This is a genomic window from Streptomyces eurocidicus (genome assembly GCF_002891295.1).
In the GTDB taxonomy this organism is placed as follows: Bacteria; Actinomycetota; Actinomycetes; order Streptomycetales; family Streptomycetaceae; genus Streptomyces; species Streptomyces eurocidicus.
The window spans coordinates 132,189-155,599 of sequence record NZ_LGUI01000005.1; the positions used below are offsets into that span (position 1 = coordinate 132,189).

At 73.4% G+C, this 23,411-nt stretch carries 14 protein-coding genes and 1 pseudogene; 6 read left to right on the forward strand and 9 right to left on the reverse strand.

The window, feature by feature from the left end:
- Window positions 1-291 precede the first annotated feature (291 nt).
- The 3 genes from AF335_RS17575 to AF335_RS17585 all read right to left on the reverse strand — a co-directional run bounded on the left by AF335_RS17575 (window position 292) and on the right by AF335_RS17585 (window position 2,782).
- On the reverse strand, window positions 292-702 hold the full coding sequence (locus AF335_RS17575) for a peptidase inhibitor family I36 protein (RefSeq protein ID WP_102919353.1): 411 nt from the start codon (window positions 700-702) through the stop codon (window positions 292-294).
- A gap of 266 nt (window positions 703-968) precedes the next feature.
- Complete coding sequence (locus AF335_RS17580; RefSeq protein WP_102919354.1) at window positions 969-1,859, reverse strand: serine hydrolase; 891 nt, start codon at window positions 1,857-1,859, stop codon at window positions 969-971.
- Window positions 1,856-2,782: a LysR family transcriptional regulator gene (locus tag AF335_RS17585; RefSeq protein ID WP_244927069.1), complete on the reverse strand. Its 927-nt coding sequence runs from the start codon at window positions 2,780-2,782 to the stop codon at window positions 1,856-1,858. The genes AF335_RS17580 and AF335_RS17585 overlap by 4 nt, the downstream gene beginning before the upstream one ends.
- A 115-nt stretch (window positions 2,783-2,897) precedes the next feature.
- Here AF335_RS17585 and AF335_RS17590 point away from each other — a divergent pair, with 115 nt between their 5' ends.
- The 3 genes from AF335_RS17590 to AF335_RS17600 all read left to right on the forward strand — a co-directional run bounded on the left by AF335_RS17590 (window position 2,898) and on the right by AF335_RS17600 (window position 6,178).
- A complete protein-coding gene (locus tag AF335_RS17590; protein ID WP_376697822.1) occupies window positions 2,898-4,574 on the forward strand; it encodes a penicillin-binding transpeptidase domain-containing protein in 1,677 nt (558 codons plus the stop codon).
- Window positions 4,575-4,651: 77 nt separating this feature from the next.
- Window positions 4,652-5,614 (forward strand): class A beta-lactamase, encoded by a 963-nt coding sequence (gene bla, locus AF335_RS17595; RefSeq protein WP_102919357.1) that lies wholly within the window; start codon window positions 4,652-4,654, stop codon window positions 5,612-5,614.
- 78 nt (window positions 5,615-5,692) lie between these two features.
- Complete coding sequence (locus AF335_RS17600; RefSeq protein ID WP_102919358.1) at window positions 5,693-6,178, forward strand: DUF5709 domain-containing protein; 486 nt, start codon at window positions 5,693-5,695, stop codon at window positions 6,176-6,178.
- A 117-nt stretch (window positions 6,179-6,295) separates the two neighbouring features.
- Here AF335_RS17600 and AF335_RS17605 read toward each other — a convergent pair whose 3' ends face one another.
- From AF335_RS17605 to AF335_RS17615, 3 genes are all read right to left on the reverse strand, one after another.
- Entirely contained in the window at window positions 6,296-6,802 is a 507-nt protein-coding gene (locus AF335_RS17605; protein WP_102919359.1) for a DUF6817 domain-containing protein, read from the reverse strand.
- Between the two features lie 61 nt (window positions 6,803-6,863).
- Entirely contained in the window at window positions 6,864-8,453 is a 1,590-nt protein-coding gene (locus AF335_RS17610) for a neocarzinostatin apoprotein domain-containing protein (RefSeq protein WP_146045552.1), read from the reverse strand.
- A 268-nt stretch (window positions 8,454-8,721) separates the two neighbouring features.
- Window positions 8,722-9,651 carry a LysR family transcriptional regulator gene (locus tag AF335_RS17615; protein ID WP_102919361.1) on the reverse strand — a complete coding sequence of 310 codons (930 nt, stop codon included), beginning with the start codon at window positions 9,649-9,651 and terminating at the stop codon, window positions 8,722-8,724.
- A 120-nt stretch (window positions 9,652-9,771) separates the two neighbouring features.
- On the opposite strand from AF335_RS17615, the gene AF335_RS17620 reads away from it, so the two are divergent.
- Entirely contained in the window at window positions 9,772-11,337 is a 1,566-nt protein-coding gene (locus tag AF335_RS17620; protein ID WP_102919362.1) for an AMP-binding protein, read from the forward strand.
- 288 nt (window positions 11,338-11,625) lie between these two features.
- Here AF335_RS17620 and AF335_RS17625 read toward each other — a convergent pair whose 3' ends face one another.
- On the reverse strand, window positions 11,626-19,632 hold the full coding sequence (locus AF335_RS17625) for a type I polyketide synthase (RefSeq protein ID WP_102919363.1): 8,007 nt from the start codon (window positions 19,630-19,632) through the stop codon (window positions 11,626-11,628).
- Window positions 19,633-20,034: 402 nt separating this feature from the next.
- Between AF335_RS17625 and AF335_RS34705 the strand changes: the two genes are divergently transcribed.
- Complete coding sequence (locus AF335_RS34705; protein ID WP_170127732.1) at window positions 20,035-20,592, forward strand: RICIN domain-containing protein; 558 nt, start codon at window positions 20,035-20,037, stop codon at window positions 20,590-20,592.
- Between the two features lie 109 nt (window positions 20,593-20,701).
- On the opposite strand, the gene AF335_RS17635 is transcribed toward AF335_RS34705, so the two are convergent.
- On the reverse strand, window positions 20,702-21,082 hold the full coding sequence (locus AF335_RS17635; protein ID WP_228773575.1) for a hypothetical protein: 381 nt from the start codon (window positions 21,080-21,082) through the stop codon (window positions 20,702-20,704).
- Between the two features lie 645 nt (window positions 21,083-21,727).
- On the reverse strand, window positions 21,728-22,669 hold the full coding sequence (locus AF335_RS17650) for a hypothetical protein (RefSeq protein WP_102919366.1): 942 nt from the start codon (window positions 22,667-22,669) through the stop codon (window positions 21,728-21,730).
- A gap of 296 nt (window positions 22,670-22,965) precedes the next feature.
- Here AF335_RS17650 and AF335_RS35705 point away from each other — a divergent pair.
- Window positions 22,966-23,334 (forward strand): annotated as a pseudogene (locus AF335_RS35705) (hypothetical protein); the annotation flags it as partial.
- Between the last annotated feature and the right edge of the window lie 77 nt (window positions 23,335-23,411).

The following is a 23,411-nucleotide window of genomic DNA, read 5'->3' on the forward strand; positions in this document are numbered from 1 at the left end:
CGCGTATCGGCGAGCGGAGAGCCATCTTCGCCCCATATGGGGGTCTTGCGGCAAGATCCCCCATGCGATATATGGTTGAGTGGGAGGAGAAGCGGGACGGTTCTGCCGTCCGGGTGCCTGCCCTCGACCAGGGTCCACCCCGTCGGACCCGTTCCGCCCGGCGGCGATCGCACCGGACCCGTACGCTCCGCCGACGTGACCGGCATCGGCAGCGCGCCCGAAACGCTGACGCTCCGCCACGGGGACCCGCCCGGCGACCAGTTATCGGAGGGTCCCGCATGGCAGCGCGGGTCAGCCGTTTCCGCCGGGAGGCGTGCCGCAGCTCCGGCCGCCCGGGCCGTCGAACCGCACCGAGCTGAAGAAGTCCCGGTAGTCGGGGAAGAAGTTGCCCTTGCCGGTCGGGCCGGAAGAAGTGACGGCCGTGCAGCCGGAGTAGCCCGCGTCGGACCAGAGGTAGATGGTCGAAGCGGTCCGGTTCCAGTCCGACTTGGATCTGTCGTTCATGCCGAGTGCCGCGAGGTCCGGCGTGCTGCTCCGCAGCGTGATCATGTCGCCGGTGCCGTCGAGGCCCGAGAACATGCAGTAGGAGCCGACGGGACAGCGGTCGTACCCGTCGGCCGCATGCGCTTCCGTGGAGACCGGCAGCACGGCGCCGGCCGCGACGGCCAGCGAGACGAACAGGGCACGCGACGTGTTTCTCATCTGCGAACGCTCCTTGGTTCCGGGTCGGTTCGACGAAGCCCGCCGCCCGCGCCGTCGCCGCTCGGCCCTGACGCGAGCCGCGCCGGGGGCTGGACGAGCGCGGTGTGACGGAAGGCGAGCCCATACGTAAACCCGAATTACCCGGTTCCGCCAGACGGCGCAATGCCGTGGCCGCCCGCCCGCCCGAGTTACCCACGGAGCGGAGCGGGCGCCGCCGTTCGCGGCGGGTGGCTCGCGATCGTGACGGCCCACCGGCGTCCACATGATCAGCCGCGGCAGGCCCGGAGCGCGTCGACGGCGATGCGGGCCGCGGTGCCGATGACCGCGTCGGCCGGTGGGAGGACGGCGGCGGTGCTGGAGGCGCGGGTGAACACCGCTACGGCATAGCGGCCACCGTCGGGGTATTCCACGACGCCGACTTCGTTGCGGACGGTGGGCAGACTTCCGGTCTTTCCGGCGACGTGGACGTCGTCGAAGGGGAACCCGGAGGCCAGGCGGTGGGGCCAGACCTGAAGCCCCAGCAGGCGGCGCATCGCGGCGGTGTGTTCGGGGGCGCAGGCTTCGTCCCGCCAGATGGCGGCGAGCAGGCGGGTCATGTCGCGTGGGGTGCTGTGGTTGGTGGCGGCGGGGTCGAGTACGCGGAGCCCGGCGATGACGCGGGGGTCGGTCAGCGCCTGGGGGCCGCCGGGGCCGGTGTCCTCCTTGAGGAGGGTGAGGAATTCGCGGAAGGTGTGAACGGCATGGGTGCCGGTGAGGCCCAGGCGCCACGTGGTGCGGTTGACCGCGTCCAGGCCGACGCGTTCGAGGATGAGGTCGGCCGCGGTGTTGTCGCTGACGGCCATCATCAGGTAGGCGGCGTCGCGCAGGGAGAGCCGGACGTCGTCGAGCATCGCGGCGAGTCCGGTGGGGCCGGGGGTGCGGTCGCGCGGTGGGCACGTGGTCTGTTCGGAGAGGTCGAGCCGGCCCGCCTCCGCCTGCTGGTGGAGGGCGACGAGCAGGCAGAGCTTGTGGACGCTGGCGGTGACGACCGGCTGGTCGGCGCCCGCGTCGAGCTGGGCTCCGGAGTCGATGTCGACGGCGTGCAGCCAGCCGGTGACGCCGGCTTCGGCGAAGGCGGCGCGGACGCGACCGCGGGTGCGGGCCTTGGTCTCGGTCATATCCAGTACTCCGCCGCTGGGCGCAGGTGCAGGGGGGTGGGAGGCAGGTCGCCGCCCGCCGTGGCGGTGGCGGCGAGGGCATCGGTGACGGTGTCGGCGAAGGCGAGGGCGGCGGCGTCACCGCGTCCCCTGGGCCAGGCGGCGGAGTGCCGCAGGGTCAGCGGGGCACCGGCGAGCGGGCGCCATGTGAGGTCCGGGTCCTGGGCGGGGTGGGCGTCCCGGGGGCTGAAGGCGATCGCCCGGGAGGACAGGAGCAGGCCGCGGGTGAAGCTGGGGCCCTGGCCGTGCCGGACGCAGGTGGGGGTGTAACCGTGCCGGGCGCAGGTGGTCAGGAGGTCGTCGTGCACGGCCGGTGCCTGGGCGCGGGGGAAGAGGATCAGGTCGTAGCCGGTGAGGGCGGTCAGCGGGACCGCTTCGGAGCGGGCGGCCGGTGCGTCGTGGGCCAGCAGGACGCCCAGTTCGTGGCGCAGGACGGGGCCGAGCTCCAGGCCGGATACGTCGCAGGGGTGGCGGATGAGGCCCACGTCCAGGTCGTGGGAGGCGAGCCCGGCGAGCTGGTCGGCCGTGGTCAGCTCGTGCAGCTCCAGTTCCACCCCGTCGTTCCGGCGCTGGAAGGCGGCCAGGATCGCGGCGACGGTGTCGCCGGCGAGGTCGGGTGGCAGGGCCGCACGCAGCAGTCCGCTGCGGCCCTCCTGGATGCGGCGGGCCGTCGCCCTCAGCGCCTCGGAGCGGGCCAGGATCTCGCGGGCCTCGTCCAGGAGCAGGGTGCCGCCTTTGGTGATCGTCACCTGGCGGCTGGTGCGCTCGAACAGGCGCACTCCCAGCTCCCGCTCCAGGCGCTGGATGCGCTGCGACAGGGGCGGCTGGGCCATGCCGAGGCGTTGGGCGGCGCGGCCGAAGTGTGACTCTTCTGCAACAGCCACGAAGCACTGTAGGTGGCGTATCAGGTCCACGAGCAGGGACTATATCGCAGATTAATCAATTGGATACTGATAACAATCTTGGACGGGCGGGGAGCTGTGCTGCTCTGCTCGGGGCATGCCTCTCCCCCAGCCTCACCGGCGCCCCGGGCGCCGCAACCCGTCCTCGATGCCACCGGCGGACACCCCGCGTGCCGGGCGACGACGTCGGCCGGCCCTCCTGACCTCGGCGGCGGCGGTGACGCTCGCCGCGGCCGCCGGTGGGGCGTACGCCGCCGGATGGGGCCCCTTCGCCATCGGTGCGCCGTCCCCCGAGCCCGCGGCCGTGGCCCAGGCACGGGCGTTCCTCGCCGACTGGGCGGCCGGCCGGCTCGCCGAGGCCGGGAGCCGTACCACCAGCCCCGGGCCGGCCGAGAGCACGCTGCGGAACTTCACCACCGGTCTGGAGATCGGCAAGCCGGTCCTCACCGCCGCGCCGGCCACCGCCGCGCGAGGCGGTACGGTCACCGTGCCGTTCACCGCGAAGATGCCGGTCGCCGGCCTCGGGGACTGGACCTACGCCTCGAAGCTCCCGCTGCGCGAGCAGCCGGACGGGACGTGGAAGGTGGACTGGGACCTCTCCCTCGTGCACCCGAAGCTCAGCAGCACCGACAAGTTCCGTCTGGAGCGCGGGACCACGGCCGCCGTCAAGGTCACCGGCCGTGGCGACGCCCCCTTGTCCGGCGGTACGTATCCCTCCCTGGCACCGGTCATCGCCCAGCTCGGCAAGGCCGCCGGGGGCGGCCCCCGGGGAGCCGTCCAGCTCGTCGACCGCGCGTCGGGCGAGACCAAGGCCACGGAGGCCGCCTTCGGCACCGCGCCCGCCGCCCGGGCCGGCGACGGACCCGTACGCACCACGATCGACCCGGTGTGGCAGGCGGCCGCCGAGAAGGCCCTCGCGTCCAAGAGCCGGGGGAAGAACGCCGCCCTCGTCGCCCTGCGGGCCGGCACCGGCGAGATCCTCGCCGTGGCGAACTCCCCGTCCGCCGGATTCAACCGCGCCGTCTCCGGCACCTACGCACCCGGCTCCACATGGAAGATCGTCACCAGCACGGCACTGCTGCTCAAGAACGCCGTCGAGCCCGGCACCGTCGTCGACTGCCCCAAATACCTCACGGTGGGCAAACAGTTCCACAACATGGAGCTGTCCGAGCACCGGGGAGCCACCTTCGCCCAGGACTTCACCGAGTCGTGCAACACCGCCTTCATCAGCCTGCGCGACAAGCTCGGCGACCGGGAACCGGGTGAGGTGGCCGAGAAGTACTTCGGCATAGGCCAGAACTGGGACATCGGCATCCCTTCCTTCGACGGAGCGGCACCCGCACCGGGCGACCAGACCGACAAGGCCGCGGCGATGATCGGGCAGGGCAAGGTCCTGGGCAACCCGCTGACCATGGCGTCCATCGCCGCGACCGCGGCAACCGGAACGTTCCGCCAGCCCACACTCCTCCCCGGCACTCACGGCACGGCCACCACCGCACCGCTCCCCGGGGACGTGGCAGACCGGCTGCGCGCCATGATGCGCGCGACGGTCACCGACGGCACCGCCAAGGGCCTGGCGGACCTGCCCGGCGACATCGGCGCGAAGACCGGGACCGCCGAGGTGTCCGAGCAGGCCCCCAACAACGGCTGGGTCGCCGCGCACCGGGACGGCATCGCCATCGCCGCCGTCGTGGAGGGCGGCCTCAGTGGCAGCGCCTCGGCCGTGCCCCTCGTCCACGATGTGCTGGCCGCCGTACCGGCCGGACGTTCCTGACCGATTCGCGCCGGCCGCCGGCTCGACGGGAACCGATGGGCCCCACGCCCGATCACCGACCCGAAAGGCATCGCTCCATGACGACCTCCCCTACGAGGCGCTCCGCCATCGCCACCCTGACCGGACTCGCGGTCGCCCCCCTCGCCGCGTGCCGGACCGCTCCACCGTCCCCCGCGTCGCGTGGCACCACCCAGGAAGCCGAGCGCGCGTTCGGCGAACTGGAGAGTGAGTACGACGCCCGGCTGGGCGTCTACGCCGTCGACACCGGCAGCGGGCGGTCCGTCGCCCACCGGCCGGACGAGCGCTTCGCCTACGCCTCGGTCTGCAAGGCGTTCCTCGCCGGCGCCGTGCTGCGGAAGAACACGCTCCAGCAGCTCGACCGGCGTGTGCGCTACGGCCGCGACGTTCCGGTCGGCCACTCGCCGGTCACCGCCGAGCACGTCGGCGGGGGCATGACCCTGCGGGAACTGTGCGATGCCGCGGTCCGTCACAGCGACAACGGCGCGGCCAACCTCCTCTTCGACGAACTCGGTGGCCCCAAGGGCCTGCAGGACGCTCTCGCCGCGATCGGCGACCATGTCACCAGGGCCGACCGGTACGAAACCGACCTCAGCGAGGCCGCTCCCGGCGACCCCCGTGACACCAGCACCCCTCGCGCCATGGCCGCCGACCTGCGCGCTTTCGTCCTCGGCGATGCCCTCGCCGCGGACAGGCGGCCGCTTCTGACCGACTGGCTCAAGCGGAACACCACGGGCGACACGCTCATCCGAGCAGGTGTCCCGGCCGGCTGGCAGGTGGGCGACAAGACGGGGTCGGGGGGCTACGGCGCACGCAACGACCTCGCCGTCCTCTGGCCTCCCCGGGCCGCCCCGCTCGTCGTCGCCGTCTTCTCCGGCCGCACCGCCAAGGACGCGAAGGCGGACGACACACTCATCGCCAGGGCCGCCGAAGCCGCCGTCAAGGCCCTTGCCCCACTGCGCGGCGAGAGTTCTCCGCACCGAGGTTCCGCGCTCGCCGGGCGGTCGCCCCTCCCTTCCTGAGGGGCGCGAAGCGGCGGTACGAGGGACAGTGGAGGTAGGCCGTCGCCGCGGAACCGTGCGGGAGGAGACTGCCTCACTATGTCCGATGACGTGATGGGTGACGAGGTTTACCAGCCTGCCCGGTCCGACCGCCGGGACAACCCCGGTGACCTGGACCTGGAGAACGCCCTCGACGGCGATCTCTACGATCAGGTGCTCGACGCGGGCTATTCGCCCCCGGAGAGGCCGCTCGGCGTGGGGCACCACGGCACGACGGCCCGCGAGCAGAACGAGCGCGAGAGCCTCGGCCGGCGGCTCGCCGAGGAGGTCCCCGACATCGGGGTGCCGGACGGGGACGGCATCGGCGACGTGCCCGGCGGGGAGGGCGAGCCCATCGACGAGGAGGCCGGCGACGAGCGCGCGGGGCGCCTCGTCGCCACCATCGACGCCATGCCCCCTCGGCGCAACGACATCTTCGCCCGGGACATGGGAATCGACGGCGGGGCGGCCTCCGCGGAGGAGGCCGCGATGCACATCGTGCCCGACGAGCCCGTGGTCGAGGTCGGCGACGACCTCAACGTGTGACGACGCCCGCGCACGCGGCGCCGCCGTCGCGACCCGGTGGATGTTCCCGGTCACCGCATCGGAAAGGCCCCCGGGTCGGCGGAGAACCGGTGCTCCGGCCGCATGGAGACGGCCGGCCTAACCCAGCACGGCGCGGCAGTGCGCCCGGGCCGGCTCCGACAGCAGTGGGTGCCACCGGGTGAACAGGTCGAGGAACGCCGCACCGTGGCGGGCGCGGTACGCCGGGCTGATCGCGACGATGTCCAGTTCGTTGGCGACGGTCAGCTCGGCGAAGTCCCGGCGTGCCGAGATGTCCGGTCGCAGCCGTTCCCCGGTGAAGCGGTCGTAGAACGGGCCCACGTCGTCCGCCAGCACGGGGTAGGACGCCTTACGGTCGCAGGAGGCATAGAAGTAGACGAGTTCCTCGGCCTCGGAGCCGATCGCCTCGGTCAGCTCCGCCCGGCGTCCCAGGTCCAGCAGCGCGACCGCGAACCCGTCGGTGCCGTAGAAGGCGTGGCACAGCCCGGCCGATACCAGGGCCGGGCGGGCGTTCCAGGACGAGAGGAGGGCGCTGACCCGTTCCAGGTGCGCCTGCAGGGTGCCGCCGGGGTGCTCGATCCCCTCGGCTCCACCCGCCCGCAGCATCGCCAGTGCTCGCTCGTTCACCTTGAGCCCACCCTCTCCCTCATCGGTCCCGGACGTCCGGTTACGTTCCCGCGGTGGTGCCGCGCGAACCGGCTGTGCCGGTCCCGGCCGCCGGTACGAAACTCAGTGGGTGGCGGACCGTCTCGGGTCCGCGGACCCGGGTGCCGAAGACCACCAGCTCGCACGCGCTCTCGGTGCGGCAGTCGACGGTGTGGCCGTCGATGGCGGTGAACGTCGCCGAGAGCGTGACGTTCTCGTCGACCCGGCCGTCATCATCGGTGGCCGGTGGCCTGCTGCGGGGGCGGCACCCGAAGGTGTTCGCGGCCCCGGCGGCGCACTCCATGATCAGTACGTGGTACTGCGGCTCGTAGCCCTTGCCCGTGGCGTGCACGGACTGTCCGTCCACCAGGTCCTCGCTCGGGTCCACGTCGAAGGTGGGTGGCGCCTCCGGGCGGCCGTGCCGGGCGAAGCGCAGCGGGACGGTGGTGAGCAGGGCCCCGGCGTTGTCGGTGAGCGCCAGGGAGCACGGGGCGTCGGCCGGTGCCGTACGGCAGTCGACGTTCCCGGCCGGGGTGCTGAGCTGGGCGTACAGCTTCTTCGGCGAGATCCGGTAGGTGCCGTCCGGGTACACCCGGAACTGGCGGCCGGTGGCGTCGTCACAGGTGCCGGCGGAGGCCGAGGGCCCGCACTGCTTGACCCAGACGTACTCCTTGGGCGGGCCGCCGGCGATCGTGAACCGGACGATGTCGCCGTCGAGGAGCCCGGTGGTGCGTTGCACGTTCAGCTGCGGTCCGGCGGTGGTACGGGCGTGCGCGGTGGCCGCGGTGCGGGCGGGCAGCAGCCGCCACGGGTCCCAGCCGCCGCCCGGCGCCGCCTGGGTGATCTCCCATGTGCGGTCCCTGTTCCACTCACGTGCCGTCAGATGGAGGCGTCCGTCGGGGAGTTGCTCCACCGTGCTCGGCTGGCTCAGGCCCGCGTTCGCTTCCGGCAGCTGGCCCAAGGACCGGACCGGGTCCCAGCCCTCCTCGGCGTTCCGCTGGTGCCGGACCTCCATCGTGCCGCCGGTCCGCGCCCCCGAGGCGAAGGCGTCGATGCTGCCGTCCCGTTCCTTGAAGAGGACGACGGCACCGTGGTACGGCGTCGGTGCGAGCCCGAACGGGGTGGGGGTGCCCCAGCCGGCGGTCCCTTCCACCGTGTGGCAGAAGGAGCCGTAGGTGGAGAACAGCAGCTCCAGGTGGCGCGCCGAGTTCTCCACCGCCGTGACGGCGTAGCTCTTGGGACCCACGGTCGCCGCGCTGACCCGCTGCCACGGGCCGTACGCGCCGGCCGGCGTGTCCTGTTCGCGTTGCCATACGAAGGGCAGGCCGCCGGTGGCGGTGGCGTCGTAGAAGAGCTGGAACTGAGCGATGCGGCCGTCCGCGCGGTCCACGGACACCAGACTGTCGGCGACCGGCCTGCTGGCCAGGCCCTTGGCGGCGGTGTCCGCCTGGCACGCGGCCGTGGCGGATGTGCGCGCGGCGGGCGCGTCCTGTGCCATCGCCGGGGCCGCCGCGGCTCCGCCCCAGGCGAGCGCCAGCGCGACCGCGCCGTGCAGCAGTCTCCCGGCCCCTCTGTCGCGTGTGCCGCGCGGGCCTCTTCGTCGTAACTCCACGGACTCCCCTCCTTCTGGTCCTTCCGGCCGGTCCTGTCCGGCAGGGGAGCATCTTCGTGGCGCCGGGCGCCCGATACCAGCCCTCGTTTTCGGCCAGAGTCCGCTTGGGAGTGCGGCCGAGGGTGCCGACGGGAGCCGTGGTGACCGCGCCGTTCGCCGTCTTGGTGACCGTCCGCTCCTACGCGGCCGCCGGTAGGACGCCTACCGCCCTCGGTTCCCCGCCGCCCGCTCCGGCGGCGGGGAGGCGATGCCCGCGGCAGGAGGTGACTCATGTGCGGGGCCGCGGCGCCGTCGTACCGCGTCCCGGCCGGGCAGGGCCCCGGAAGTGCCGGAAGTGCTCGACGGCGAAGTCGCCGAAGGAGCGGGCGGCGGCGGACAGATAGGCGTCCTTGTGCCGGGCGAGCCACAGCACCCGGTGGCAGTCGGGCGCGTCCAGCCGGGCCCAGGAGACCGTTGCCCGGATGCCGGAGTCCCGCGCCATGGCCGGCAGCAGGGCCACCCCCAGCCCGGCGCCGACCAGGTCCAGGATCGCGCCCGGCTCGTTCCCCTCGCAGACGATCGCGGGGCGGACCCCGGCCCGGGCGAACAGCCGGTCGGCCAGGACGCGCTGCCAGTGTCCGGGGGTGGGGGTGATGAACGGTTCGCCGTCCAGCGCGGCCAGGGCGACCCGTTCGCGCCCGGCCAGCCGGTGCCCGGGCGGCACCGCGAGCAGCACGTCCTCCCGGAGGAGCTCGACGGACGTCAGCACCGGGCCCGCGAGCGGCTGGGAGACCAGGCAGAAGTCCACTTCGCGGGCCCGGAGACGGTGCGCCATCGCGTCCGCGGACGCCTGGTGCAACCGGACGTCCACACCCGGGTGGGCCGCGCGGAAACCGACGAGCAGTCCGGCGAGGGTCAGCAGCGTCTCGGCGGCCGCCGTCACGGTGCCGCCTCCCCCTCCGGCCACGTCCGCCAGTTCCCGGCGCCCGTCCTCGAGTTCGCCGAGCGCCCGGTCGACGCGGCGCAGGAAGGCGGCGCCGTGCGGGTTGAGCCGGATGCGGCGACCGCGGCGGTCGAAGAGCGGCACACCCAGTTCCGCCTCCAGCCGGGCGATGGTCCGGCTCACCGAGGGCTGGGCCACATGCAGCTCCGCGGCGGCCCGGCTGATGTGTTCGTGGCGCGCGACGACCTGGAAACAGCGCAGCGACAGCAGATCCACCTGCCCCTACCCCCCTCCTCATAACTTCACAGGCATCTTTACATGCCTGAATCGGTCTTGGACCGTATGAACGGCACGCCCGTAGCCTCCGGATGTCCGCACCACCGAAGGAGACGGCCGATGAACAACAACCCCCGCCCGGCGTACGAGAGTTACGTCGACACTCTCCTGAAGGTGCTTTCCCGCTCCCCGGAGCGGCCGGCGCTGATCACGGCGGAGGGCCGCACCGTTCTGGCCGGGGAGCTGCGCGACGACGTGCGCCGGACGGCCGCGGAGCTGGCGGGGCGCGGCATCGGTCGCGGAAGCACGGTCGTGTTCCTCACCGGAAACCAGCCCGAGGCGCTCCTCGCCCGCTATGCGGTGAACCTCCTGGGCGCCCGGGCGGTCTTCCTCGACCAGGGCACGGCTCCGGAGGCACAGGCGCGGATCGTGGCCACCGTCGGGGCCTCGATGCTGCTCGTCGCGCCCGCGACGCGGGAGGCCGCCGAGGCGCTGCGCGCCCTGGCGCCGGTCCCCGCCGTGTTCACCCTCGGCCCCGCCGCCTTCGGCGAGGACCTGCTCGCCCACGCGGCGCTCCGCGCGCCGGAGCGGGTGGTGAGCACGGTACGGGCCGAGGACGACTGGTGCATCCGGTTCACCGGCGGCACCACGGGGACGCCCAAGGGCATCCGGATGGCCCACGGCCCGTACCGGGAGGCGCTGGCCCTGCACGCCGGCAGGATCCCGTCCGGGTCGCGGCCCCGGTTCCTGGCCTGCACCCCGCTCGCGCACATGGCCGGGATCGTCGCCGACATCACGCTCCTCGCCGGCGGCACGGTGGTCCTGCGGCCCGCCTTCGACGCGGGCGAGGTCCTGACCGTCCTCGGGCGCGAGCGCATCACCGACATCTGGCTGCTGCCGCCCCTGCTGTACGAGCTCCTGGACCACCCGGCACTGCCCGGCACCGACGTGTCGGCGCTGCGCCGCGTCTTCTACGGCGGGACCGCCGCCTCGGCCCGGCGGCTGCGCGACGCGGCCGAGGCGTTCGGGCCGGTACTGCACGGCTGGTACGGCCAGACGGAGGCGGGCAACATCGCCGAGGTGCTGCCCCACGAGCACGGGGTGACCGGCCGCGGCGGCCGGTCCACGGCCGGCCGTGCGGCCCCGGGCGCCGAGATCGAGATACGCGACGCGGACGGCGAGGTCCTGGCCGCCGGGGAATCCGGGGAGATCTGCGTCCGTACCCCCATGATGATGAGCGGGTACTGGCGGCAGCCCGATCTGACCGCGGAGGTCCTGCGCGACGGCTGGGTCCGTACCGGCGATGTCGGCTACGTCGACGCCGAGGGGTACCTCTTCCTCGTCGACCGGCTCAAGGACATGGTCGTCGTGGTCGGCGGGCACGTCTATCCGGCGGAGCTGGAGCAGCTGCTGCTCGAACACCCCGCCGTCGCGCGGTGCGCGGCCTTCGGGGTGCGCCGCGCGGACGAGAGCGAGGAGGTCCACGTCGCGATCGTCCCCGCGGCGGGGAGCCAGGTCGGGCTCGACGCGATCCGGGAGTTCGTGACGGAGCGCAAGGGAGCGATGTACGCGCCGAGGGCCGTGCACATCGTGGACCGCATTCCGCTCACCGGCGTCGGCAAGCCCGACAAGAAGCTTCTGAGCACGACCTGGGCACCGGATCCGTCTTCGCCGACGGCCATATGATTTCACCGGCGACCGGAGCGCCGTCCCGGGCCAGGCGTTCGGCGATGCCTTGCCCGATGCCCCGGCCGCTTCCGGTGATCAGCACGGCCTTCCACCGGGATTTACCGCGGGCTGCGTGCCATGCGGACGCCGAGCGCAACCCGGCGCGTTCAGCGAGGCGTTCCTCAGCGTCACCGGTCGATCCCCGGGCAGGTGGCTTCCCTTGGAGACGGGGGGCCGAGCGGATCCGGTGGACCACCAGCGGAACGGTAGTTCCCGGGCGGTGCGTCCGCAGGCTCGGGACCCGCGTCACGCCCGGGCATCGCCGGTGGCTGTGAGTCGTGTCCCGAGCCATGCCCCGATGGCCGCCGCCGTCGTGTGCGCGTGCTCTCCGGTCATGCTCCAGTGGTCGCCGGGGACGTGCACCGTGGTGTGCGGCACCGGCCATCGCGTTTCGGGACCGCCGCCGGCCGGCGACCGCGGTGGCGGTTCGGTGGGGCGGATCAGCAGCGTAGGGACATCTGTCGGTTCCGGCTGCCAGCCGCGGGCGATACGGATGTAGGCGCCGAGCGCGGCCACGGCCATGTCGTCCACGGCGGTGTCGAAGCGCTCCCCCATCCGCAAGGGGGCGTAGGCGGGCAGGGCGAGCAGCCACGGCTCGTTCTCGAGGTCCGGGGTGACGTGGTGGGTGTCGATGAGGACGAGGCCGACCGGTGGTGTGCCGGTCGCCGCGAGGTGTGCGGCCACCGAGTGCGCGGGGCAGCCGCCCATCGAGGAGCCGAGGACGGCGTACGGGCGGTCGCCGACGTGCTCGCGTACCGTGGCGGCGTGCAGGTCGACCAGGGTCTGCCAGTCCCGTGGGACGGCGTCCCCTTCGGCGATGCCGGGATGCCGGATCTCTAGTACGTCCCGCTCGCCGCCGAAGGCTGATGCCAGCTCTGAGGCCAGCGTGGCGTGCCAGGGCCTGCCGACGGCGGGAGTGAACCCGGGGAAGCACACGAGCGCGGGACCGGCGGTGCCTTCGGCGAGCCTGAGGGGTGTGAGCCCGTGCCGGGCGCTGTCGGCGCCTCCGAAGGCGGGGAGGGCGAGCGAGGAGGTCACCAGCAAGCGCATCGCCGACACGACGTCGCCCGTCTCGCACACCCGCCGGTAGAGGGAGGCGAGGTTCTGCGGCGGGCGTGGCATCGCGCGCGGGGCGGCCGCCTCCCCTTCGAGCCGGGCCTTGCCCAGCTCCTCGCCGACGTGCGCGGCCAGCTCCGCGGCGCTGGGCCGGTCGAACACGACGGTGGCGGGCAGGGACAGGCCGGTGAGCGCGCCGAGACGGTTGCGCAGCAGCACCCCGGTCAGGGAGTCGAAGCCGAGCTCGGTGAAGGGGCGGCCGGGCCCTACCGCGTCCGCACCGGCATGGCCGAGGACGGCGGCGACCTCCTCGCGGACGAGCCCGAGCAAGGCCGGGCCCCGGTCGGGCCCGGGGAGGGCGGCGAGTCGTTCCCGCCAGGATCCGGCCGCGGCTCCGGGACCGTCGCCCGCGGCCTGGGCGGCCGGGCGGGCCGGGCGCAGCAGCCCGTGCAGGGGCGCCGGCAGCGGCTGCCCGGCGGTGGCCGGACGCCGGGAACGGTCCAGCAGCAGCGGGGCCAGCACCGGTTCGCCGCTGCCCAGCGCGGCGTCGAACAGCGCCAGGCCCTGCGCGGGGGATACGGGGCGCAGCACGCCGCCCATGGCCCGGTCGGGGGCGGCGGTACGTGCCGCCATTCCCGTCCCGCCCGCCCATGGCCCCCAGGCGAGCGAGAGCGCCGGCAGGCCCAGAGCGGCACGGTGGTGCGCGAGCGCGTCCAGGAAGCCGTTCGCGGCCGCGTAGTTGGCCTGGCCCGCCGTGCCCAGTATCCCGGCCGCCGAGGAGAACAGGAGGAAGTGCGACAGGGGCAGACGCTTCGTCAGCTCATGAAGGTGCCAGGCGGCGTCCGCCTTCGGCCGCAGCACCGCGGCGAGCCGTCCGGGTGTCAGGGCCTCCAGCACTCCGTCGTCCAGGACCCCGGCGGCATGCACGACGGCGCTCAGTTCGTGCGCGTACGTCCGTACGACGGCCGCCAGCCGGGTCCGGTCGGCGGCATCGCACGCGGTCACGTCCACCCGGGCGCCGGACTCCCGGAGCTCTGCCCGCAGACGTCGCGCGGCCGGTGAGAGGAGGCCGTGCCGGCTGACGAGGACGAGGTGGCGGACCTTGTGCCGGGTGACCAGGTGCCGGGCCAGCAGACCGCCGAGGGCTCCGGTGCCGCCCGTCACCAGGACCGTGCCCTCCACCGGAGGAGCGTCCCGCGGGGTGTCGGTGCCGGCCAGCCGGGGGACGCGGACGGCGCCTTCGACGAGGGAGAGCTGGGGTTCGCCGGTGGCGACAGCGGCGGGCAGCAGGCGCAGGGACTCGGGCCGGCCGTCGGTGTCGACGAGCGTGAGACGGCCGGGATACTCCGCCTGGGCGGAACGCGCCAGGCCCCACAGCGCGGCGGCCGACAGATCCGGCACGGTGACGGTGGCGCCACGGGTCACCACGACCAGGCGTGATCCCGGCGCCGCCGGGGCGGACAGGTGGGTCCGCAGCACGGCCAGAGCACGCGTCGTCAGGGTGTGGGTGTCCACGGCCGGGCCGGCATCCGAGGAGAGGCGGGACAGGGAGACGACCACCGTCTCCGAGGCGTTCCTCGTGCCGGCCGGTGGCCCGGGGAGCACGGGGCGGAGGCCGAGGTCGTCGGGTTCCGCCACGGCGAGGGGCGGCCCGTCGCCGTCGGCGGGGATGCCGGTCCACCGCAGGCCGTACAGTCCCCCGGCGACGCTCGCTTCCGTGGTCGTGGCACCGGTGGATTCCGGTACGGGCCGGGTGCTGAAGGAGTCCACCCGGGCCACCGGCTTCCCTCCGTGGTCGGCGAGCTCCACGGCGAACGTGTCCGGGCCGGTGGTACGCAGGCGTACGCGCAGCGCCGTGGCGCCCACGGCGTACAGGCGCAGGCCACGCCATGCGAAGGGCATCCGGGTGGGGCCGTCGGTCGGCGCGGCGAGCAGGGCCGCGTGCAGCGCGGCGTCGAGCAGGGCGGGGTGCAGGCCGTACCGGACGGCGTCGGCGCTCGCCGGCCCGGGCAGGCGTACCTCGGCGAACACCTCCTCGTCCGGCCCCCGCCAGAGGGCCGTGACGCCCTGGAACGCGGGGCCGTACGTGTGGCCGGCGCGGGCCAGGCGAGCGTAGGCGCCCGTGAGGTCCACGGGCACGGCACCCGGGGGCGGCCACGCGGCGGCATCGGTTCCGTGGTCTCCCTGGCCGGTCGCGGGGCCGAGCCGCCCCGTACCGTGGTGCGTCCAGGCGCCGAGCGGTCCTGACTCCCGCGGGCGGGAGTGGACGTCGGCGGTGCGCCGGCCGGAGGCGTCCGGCTCGCCGAGCGCCACCTGCACCTGGACCCCGTCGTCGGAGCCGGACGGCGGCAGCGGCAGCGGGGTCGGCAGCGCGAAGTCCTCGACGACCTCCAGTCCGCTCACGTCGCCCGCGTGGATCAGCATCTCGGCGAACGCGGCGGCGGGGACGAGCGGTTGCCCGTCGATGACGTGATCGCGCAGCCATGGCTGGGACGCGGTGGAGAGGTGACCGGTGCACAGCAGGCGTTCCGTGCCGGGCACGGTGGTCGTCACGGGCAGCAGAGGATGCCCGTCGCCGACGGGGGCGGGGGCGGCGGTGTTCTCCAGCCAGTAGCGCTGTCGCTGGAAGGGATAGGTCGGCAGGTCGACCCGCCGGGCGCCGCTGCCCGCGTAGACGCGGTGCCAGTCCACCGGCGGGCCGTGGACGTGCAGCCGGCCCAGCGCGGCCAGGACCGCCTCCGGCTCCGGAGTCCCGGCCCGAGCGGTGGCCGTGCACACCAGCCCGTCGCGCTCCCCCGCCACACCGCTCATGACGGCCGCCGTGAGTTGCGCGTCGGGGCCCGTCTCCGCGAAGACGGTCACCCGCCCGTCGTCCACGAGGTGTCGCACCGCGTCCGCGAAACGTACGGTCTCGCGGGCGTGGCGCACCCAGTACGCCGCCGAGCGCAGATCGTCCCCCTCGGCCTGACGCCCGGTCAGGGTCGAGGTCACGGGGATGCGCGGCTTCCCGTAGGTCATGGACGAGGCGATGCGGCCGAACTCGGCGAGCATGGGCCGCATCAGCGGTGAGTGGAAGGCGTGGCCGGCCCGCAGCCGGGTGGTGCGGCGTCCTCGACCGGTGAAGCGCGCGGCGACGGTGCGTACGGCCTCGTCCTCCCCGGAGACGACGACCGACCGGGGGCCGTTCACCGCCGCGATCGCCACGCGGTGCGCCAGGTCCGCCAGCTCTTCCGCCGTCTCGGCCTCGGTGGCCTCCAGGGCCACCATGGCACCGTGGCCGGGCAGTCGCCGCATCAGCCGCCCTCGGGCCGCGACCAATTCCACCGCTTCCGGCTCCGACAGGACGCCGGCCGCGTGAGCGGCTGCCAGCTCGCCGACGGAGTGGCCGGCCACGGCGTCCGGCCGTACGCCCCAGGACTCCAGCAGCCGGAACAGCGCCACTTCGTAAACGAACAGCCCCGCCTGGGCGAAGTCGGTCCTGTCCAGGAGAGCGGCGTCGTCGGTGTGCCCGTCCGCCCACAGCATGGTGCGCAGGGGACGGTCGAGCGCGCCGGTGGCGTCGAACCGTGCGCACAGGGCGTCGAAGGCGGCCGCGAAGGCGGGGAAGGCGCCGTGCAGTTCCCGGCCCATGCCGGGTCGCTGCGCGCCCTGGCCGGAGAAGAGCAGTGCCAGCCGCCCGGCAGGTGCACCCGGCGGCCTCACCTCGGTGCTGCCGGGCGCGTGGCCGGTCGCCGCCAACGCGTCCAGAGCGCGCAGCCGCGCCTCGCGGTCCCCCGCGGTCACGGCCGCACGGTGAGTGAGCGCCGCCCTGGTGGTGGCCAGGGAGAACCCGACGTCCAGCGGGGACAGCCGGGGCTGTTCCCGCAGCAGGGACGCCACCCGGCCGGCCTGCGCGCGCAGTGCCCGCGGATCCGCGCCCGACAGCAGCAGCGGTGGCACCGTGCTCCACGGCCCGGCGGCAGCCGCCCCCTTCGCAGCGGGCTCCTCCGGCGCTTCCTCCAGGATGACGTGGGCGTTGGTCCCGCCGATGCCGAACGCGGACACCCCTGCCCGGCGCGGGGCGCCGGGGCGGGCCGGACGCCACACCTGTTCCTCCGTCAGGAGCCTTACGGCCCCCGGCGACCAATCGACTCGCGGTGAGGGTTCCTCGCAGTGCAGGATGCGCGGCAGCCGTCCGTGACGCATCGCCAGGATCGTCTTGATCACGGCGCCGACACCGGCCGCGGCCTGGGTGTGCCCGATGTTGGACTTGAGCGCCCCGAGCCACAGCGGCCGGTCGCCGGGCCTTCCCCGCCCGTACGCGGCTTGCAGGGCCCGGGCCTCGACGGGGTCGCCGAGCGCGGTGCCGGTGCCGTGGGTCTCGACCGTGTCGATGTCGTCCGGGGTGAGCCCGGCGGCGGCCAGGGCCTGACGGATCACTTCCCGCTGGGCCGGGCCGCTCGGCGCGGTCAGGCCGTTGGACGCGCCGTCGGAGGCGACGGCCGAGCCCCGGAGCACGGCCAGCACCGGGTGGCCGTTGCGCCGGGCGTGGGACAGCCGCTCCAGCAGGACCACGCCGGCGCCCTCGGCCCAGCCGGTGCCGTCGGCCGCGGCGGAGAACGGCTTGCACCGGCCGTCCGGCGCCAGGCCCCGCAGTCTGCTGAAGGTGACGAAGGGCGCCGCGGTGGCCATCACCGTGACGCCGCCGGCCACGGCCAGCGAGCACTCGCCGGACCGCAGCGCCTGCGCCGCCGAGTGCAGGGCCACCAGCGAGGACGAGCAGGCGGTGTCCACGGTGACGGCGGGCCCGCGCAGGTCCAGGGCGTAGGCGATACGGCCCGAGGCCACGCTGCCCGCCGAGCCCAGCGCGAGGTGCGCCTCCAGCTCGTGCGGGCCGCGGGTCAGGAGACGGCCGGCGTAGTCGTCGTACATCACGCCGACGAAGACGCCGGTGTCGCTGCCGCGCAAGGCCGTCGGGTCGATGCCGGCCCGCTCCAGGGCCTCCCAGGCGGTCTCCAGCAGGAGGCGCTGCTGCGGGTCGGTGGCCAGTGCCTCCCGTGGGGACATCCCGAAGAGGGCCGCGTCGAAGTCGGCCGCCCCGCGCAGGAATCCGCCACGGCCGGTGAGGGAGGTGCCGAGCCGGTCGGGGTCGGGGTCGAGGAGGCCGGGCAGGTCCCAGCCGCGGTCGTCGGGGGCGTCCGAGGTCACGTCGACGCCGTTCGCGACGAGCCGCCACAGGTCCTCGGGTGAGGTGACGCCGCCCGGATACCGGCAGGCCATCGCGACGACGGCCACCGGCTCCGCCGGGGACCCGCCCCTCCCGCCGCCGCTCGGGCCGTCGTCCGGTGCCACCCCGCCCAGGAGCCCGGTCCGGAGGAACTCCGCCACGGCGGCGGGCGTCGGGTGGTCGAACACCAAGGTGGCGGGCAGTTCGAGGCCGGTGGCCGTGGCGAGCCGGTCGCGCAGCAGTACGCCGCCCAGGGAGGTGATCCCGAAGCCGGTGAAGGGGCGGCCCGGTTCCAGATCCCGCTCGGGCACGCCGCTCACGTGGGCCGTGGCGGCGAGGACGAGGCGCAGCACGGCGTCGTACCGCCCGGGTGGGGTCAGTGCCGCCAGGCGCGGGCGCAGGGCGGACGCGGTGGCCTCGCGCGCCGACCCCAGCCGTTCGGCCAGTCGCCGGGTCAGCGCGGGGCGGTCGGTCTTGCCCGAGGGGGTACGGGGTACGGAGTCGGTCTCGTACACCTCGTCGGGCACTTTGAAGTCCGACAGCCGTTCGCGGCACAGGGCGCGTATCCCGTCGGTGTCGACGCCGTGCCGTGGGTCGGCGACCACGAAGGCGACCGGCACCTCGCCCAGCACGTCGTGCGGCCTGCCGACGACGGCCGCGTCCACGACGCCGGGGCAGCCGAGGAGCGCTCGCTCGACCTCGGCGGGGTTGATGTTCTCGCCGCCCCGGATGATCAGTTCCTTGACCCGGCCGGTGACGCGCAGACCGCCGTGGTGCTCGCGGCGGCCGAGGTCCCCGGTGCGGTACCAACCGTCCTTGAACGCCCGTGCGGTGTCGTCCGGGCGGTGGTGGTATCCGAGCATCAGGTTCGGACCGCGGACCCGGATCTCCCCCTCGTCCCCGTCGGCGACGTCGCCGCCGTCGGGATCGGTCAGCCGTATGTCGACGCCGGGCACCGGGAGACCGCCGGGGCCGGCACGTCCCGCCCGGCCGAGCCGGTCGACGGTGATCTTCCCGCAGGTCTCGGTGCTTCCGTAGCCTTCGAGCAGCGGTGCGCCGAGCAGCTCCTCGACGTCGGCCCGCAGCTCCGGGGTGCACGGAGCGCCTCCGGTGACGCACAGTCGGATGCCGTCCGGCGGCGGGAGGGCTCCGCGGACCGCGCTCGTGAGCAGCCGGTAGGTGGCGGGCACGCCGGCGAGGATGGTGAACCGCCCTTCGGTGAGCGCCGTCGCGACGCTCGCGCCCCGGTCGAGGAGGTACGCGCTCGCGCCCACTGTCACCACTCCCAGCAGGCACAGCGAGTGGGCGTAGGCGTGAAACATGGGAAGCGGCCACAGCAGGCGGTCGTCCTCCCCCAGACCCCACAGCGGGACGTAGCCGGCCGCCACGGACCACAGCGCGGTGCGCTGGCTGGAGACCACGCCTTTGCTCGGCCCGGTGGTGCCCGAGGTGTAGAGGATCCAGGCCGGTTCGTCCAGGCCGAGGTCGTCGCGGGGCGCGCGTCCCGGATCCGGGCCGGCGAGCCGTTCGAAGGCGTGGGTGCCCCGGGCCGCTCCGTCCGGCACGGTGTCCGTGCCCGCCACCAGGATCCGCGACCGCAGCCTCGGTCGCACGGCCGCCAACCGCGAGACCCGTGGCAGCAGCGTCTCCTCCGTGATCACCGCGGCCGCCTCGCTGTCGTCGAGGAAGTACGCGAGCTCGGCGTCGGCGGCTCCGGGGTCGAGTGGCACGCTCACGGCTCCGGCCCGCAGGACCGCGAGGTAACTCTCCACGGTCTCCACCCGGTTGCCCAGCAGGAGGGCCACCCGGTCGCCGCCGCGCAGTCCCAGCCGCGCCAGGTGTCCCGCCAGGTGGCGGGTACGCTCCTCCAGCTCCGCGTAGGTGACGCCTCGCCGTCCGTCGCGGAAGGCGGTCTTCCGTCCCACGCGTGCCGCGTGCGCCTTCAGCACTCCCGGTAACGGACGGATCAACTCGCGGCGGATCTCCGTCATCCCCACCCCTTCGGCCCCCGGGCGAACGGGACAGTTCGGCGAACTCCTCGTCGAGGGCGCGACGTCGGCATCACGGTACTCCCCGGCGGCACGGCGACGGGCCGCGAACGGTGGCCTCTGCCGGCCGTCGATATACATCTGAGGATCGAAGCCCCGGACGTCCGGTACGTCGGGACGATCGGCCCGGCCACGCCTTCGGTGAACGCCCGGGCGCAGCTTCGGATCCCGCGTCCGCTCGGCCTTGCTGTCGCCCCCGCGCCGTACGCGATCGACTCACGGCGCGCGCCGCGGCGGCTCCCGCTTCACCCCTTAGAGGTGATTCGCGTCGAAGCCCGCTCCGAGCGGCGCACGGCGCGAGAGCCTGCGCTCGCAGTCTCCGGAACCGTCGAACAGGGGAAGCTCGTGAAACCACGCAAACGACTCACCGTGCTCGCGATCGCGCTGGCCGCCGCCTTCGCGGCGGCGACCCCGGGTGCCGGGGCTGCCCAGCCGCGGGCCCGCGCGGAGCGGGCCCCGGCGGCCGCCGCCCGGGCAGGGGTCGGCCCGTTCCAGTTCAGAAACCAAGGCACCGGCCGCTGCATGGGCTTCCCGTACGGTGAGGACCGCGTGCGCGTATGGGACTGCACCACGGAGGCGTACCAGCTCTGGGACCTGGTCGCCGACGGCCGGGGCCGCTACCACATGGTGAACCGCAGGAACGGCGAATGCCTCGCGGGCTACGCGCAGGGCCCGAGCGGCTGGGCGACCTGGCTGTCCACCTGCGACCACGACTTCACCAACGTCGACCAGCTCTGGTACGTCGACCCGGCGACCCAGTCCGGACCGGCACGCATCGCGAACCTCTTCGGCCGCGTCCTCGAGCCCGACCGCGGCTGGGGCGGCGCGAACCGGTCGCCGGTCGTGACCAACGACAACCAGGGGCTGCCGAATCAGAAGTGGACCCTCAAGTACATCCAGTGAGGAACCGCCCGTCCCGGCCCATGTCCGGCCCCCGCTGCGGACGCCGCCCTCGTCAGCTCGTGCCCGGCAGAGCGAAGCGACGTGTCCAGCGTGCTTTCTCAGGAACCCGTCAGCACGCACGCAGTCCGGGAGCCGGGTCCTGACCGGTGTTCACATCGACGGCCGGTACGTTGCCCCATGCGCCGTTGTCGAGCTGTGTCCAGTACCAGATGTCGTTCCCGCCGGGGTGCGGGTCGCCGTGTCCCCAGCACGCGAACCAGCTGAACGTGCCGACGAGCGTCCCACGCGTCGCCGAACGGTAGGAGCGGTCGGCGTACCCCCTCGCCCCGGCCCTGTTACCGCAGTACAGCCTGCCGTCCGAGCGGACTCCGCATTCGGCGGCGGGCTTGGCGTGGGGGGCCGGGGTGACGGCTACCGCCGACGATCCGACGGCGCCCGGAACGGTCGCCAGCGCGAGGGCGGAGGCCACGACGGCTGTACGGATTCGCATGTTCACTCCCATGGAACAGACTCCACTTCCTGAAGATGCGCTTCTTGACAGACATCGTCCTCGCCGGCCGTGCCACGGCGCAACAGTTCGTCCTTTCCTCCTGGTTCACAAAGAAACTCATCAACGTCTCGGAACCCTGCGTCGTGGGCAAGCGGACCAGGCTTGTCGTCGACGCCGTCGACATGGACCTGTGGCGACGTGATCGGGCCGGCACCCCGGCTTGGCCCGGGCGGCCCCGCGTGCTCGGTAGTTACGGCCCGAGGCGCCCCCGGTGAACGTCTCCACCCACAACGGCTCAGCCCTCAACACCCCGGCCATACCCAGGAAATTCCCAGATCGCAGCCTTCTGCAACACGCTTTAGATCGCCGCGGCGGCATGCCTCGTCGGCGGCTGGTGGCCCTGCAAGGGCATCGCCACGGTCGATGCCGCTCCGGCCCGGCTCACCGCCCCGCTGCACCTGGTGGTGACCGGCAGTCCGCTCGACGAGAACGTGCTGGCCCGCTGGCACGACCTGCCGCAGGTCCGCCTCCACACGGTGCCCGGGCCGGTCGGCGAGCAGGTCCTCCGGCTGCGTGACGCTGTTCCGTCCGGGCCGGACGGCTCAGCCGACCGGTCCCGAGGGGGCCAGCGGCCGCAGGGGGCCACTATTTTTTTGCGGCCGTGTGGAAGGGGCAGTCCCTGAGCTGTTTCAGGATTTCCTGCGCCAGGAGGTCTTCTTCACCTGCCAGCGCGGTCGCGACATCCGGATCGGTGGGGAACACCATTTCCGCCGCTATGTTGTCCTGCACGATCCGGGCGAGGTTGTCGAGTGCCGTGGCGACCGGGTCGGAGGGGAACTGCGCGATCATCTGGTTGATGAGGTGGCTGTCCGCCCGCTTCTGATCCATGCACGGCTTGATGATGACCGCGTTCTGATTGAGGGCGGCCGTCGTCCATAACTCGAATATGAAGACGTACAGTTCGGACCAGGCCGACTCGCCCAGCTGAGCCCGCCACCGTTTGAGCAGCGCGTGAACGCCCTCGATCTGGGCTTTCGACGCCCAGTACATGGTCGTCCGGATATGGCCGTACACCGCGCTCGAGAAGTCCTGGAAGCCCTGCATGTCGAAGGAGTGGGACGTGACCGCGTCCGTGATGAAGTCCAGGCCGCTGTCCAGGATGCTCCGGCCGGCATCCTCCAGCGCCCCGGGCATGTTGGCGCCGGGCAGGTTCCGGCGCGCGGTTTCCAGCGTCGCCGCGAACTTCCGCAGCGGATCGATCCACGCCGTCGAGGACGGCCCGATGTGGGCGACCTGTTCCAGGTCGTGCGGGTCGATCCGGTCCGCGTTGCCAACCGGCGGAACCTTGGGGCTGAGGTAGGGCGCCACTACCGAGTAGATCCCCAGCGGCGTATGCGCGACCGACTTCGCCAGCTCGAACACCGGGCCCACCGGGTGTAATCGCTCGACAGTCCTGCCTCGGTCGACCAGGAAGTATTCCCCTCCCTTCGCGTCGTTGTTGACGACGATCACAGGGCCCAGATGCCGCGCCACCGAGGCACGCAGCAGGTCGTAGTGGCGCTGCATATCGGTGTCGATCTGATTCACCGCGGCCCTGGCGTCCCGCTCCGGGACAGGAGCCGAGGCGGTGCCGGCGGAAGCCCGTGCCGTGGAGGCGTCGGCGAAAGCTGTAGCACCGAGGGCGGCGCCGGTACCGAGAAACGTTCTACGCGTAGTCACGTGCTGTCCTTCCCCCTGGCACAGCGCGATAACACTCAACCGGGGGTCTGTCCGGTAAACGGCAATGTCGTTGACCGGACAGACCCGGCAGTGGCCGAGTTCGGTACCCACAGCCGTCCGTTGTCTGCGTATGACCGAAGCGTGGGCCTGGCCGCACGGATCAGGTGGGGTCACCTCACTGGCAGACTCGGGGCGGCGGCGCGAACCTGTACGCCGCGGGCTTCCGGCCGCAAGTGCGGGAGGCTGCACGGACCATCGAGGCAGTCGGCGTGGGGATCAACCTGCTGCCGCACGCCGTACGGGAACTCGCGGAACTCGGCCTGGCGGATGAACTGGCCGCCATCGCGCTGCCCCCGCACCTGCTGAGCTACCGCGACCGGTCGGGCGAACCGGTATGGGAGGAGGCACTCGGCCTCGCGGCCGGATACCGCTGGCCGCAGTACTCCGTGCACCGCGGCCGACTGCACCTGATGCTGCTGGCGGCGGTACACGAACGCCTCGGGACGGAGAGCGTCCGCACCGGCCTGCTGTTCCATCTTGGGCATGCCCGGCTCCATCGCGTATCGGCCTCGAAGAAGAACGGCACATTCACCCGGGGCGTCATCAGGAC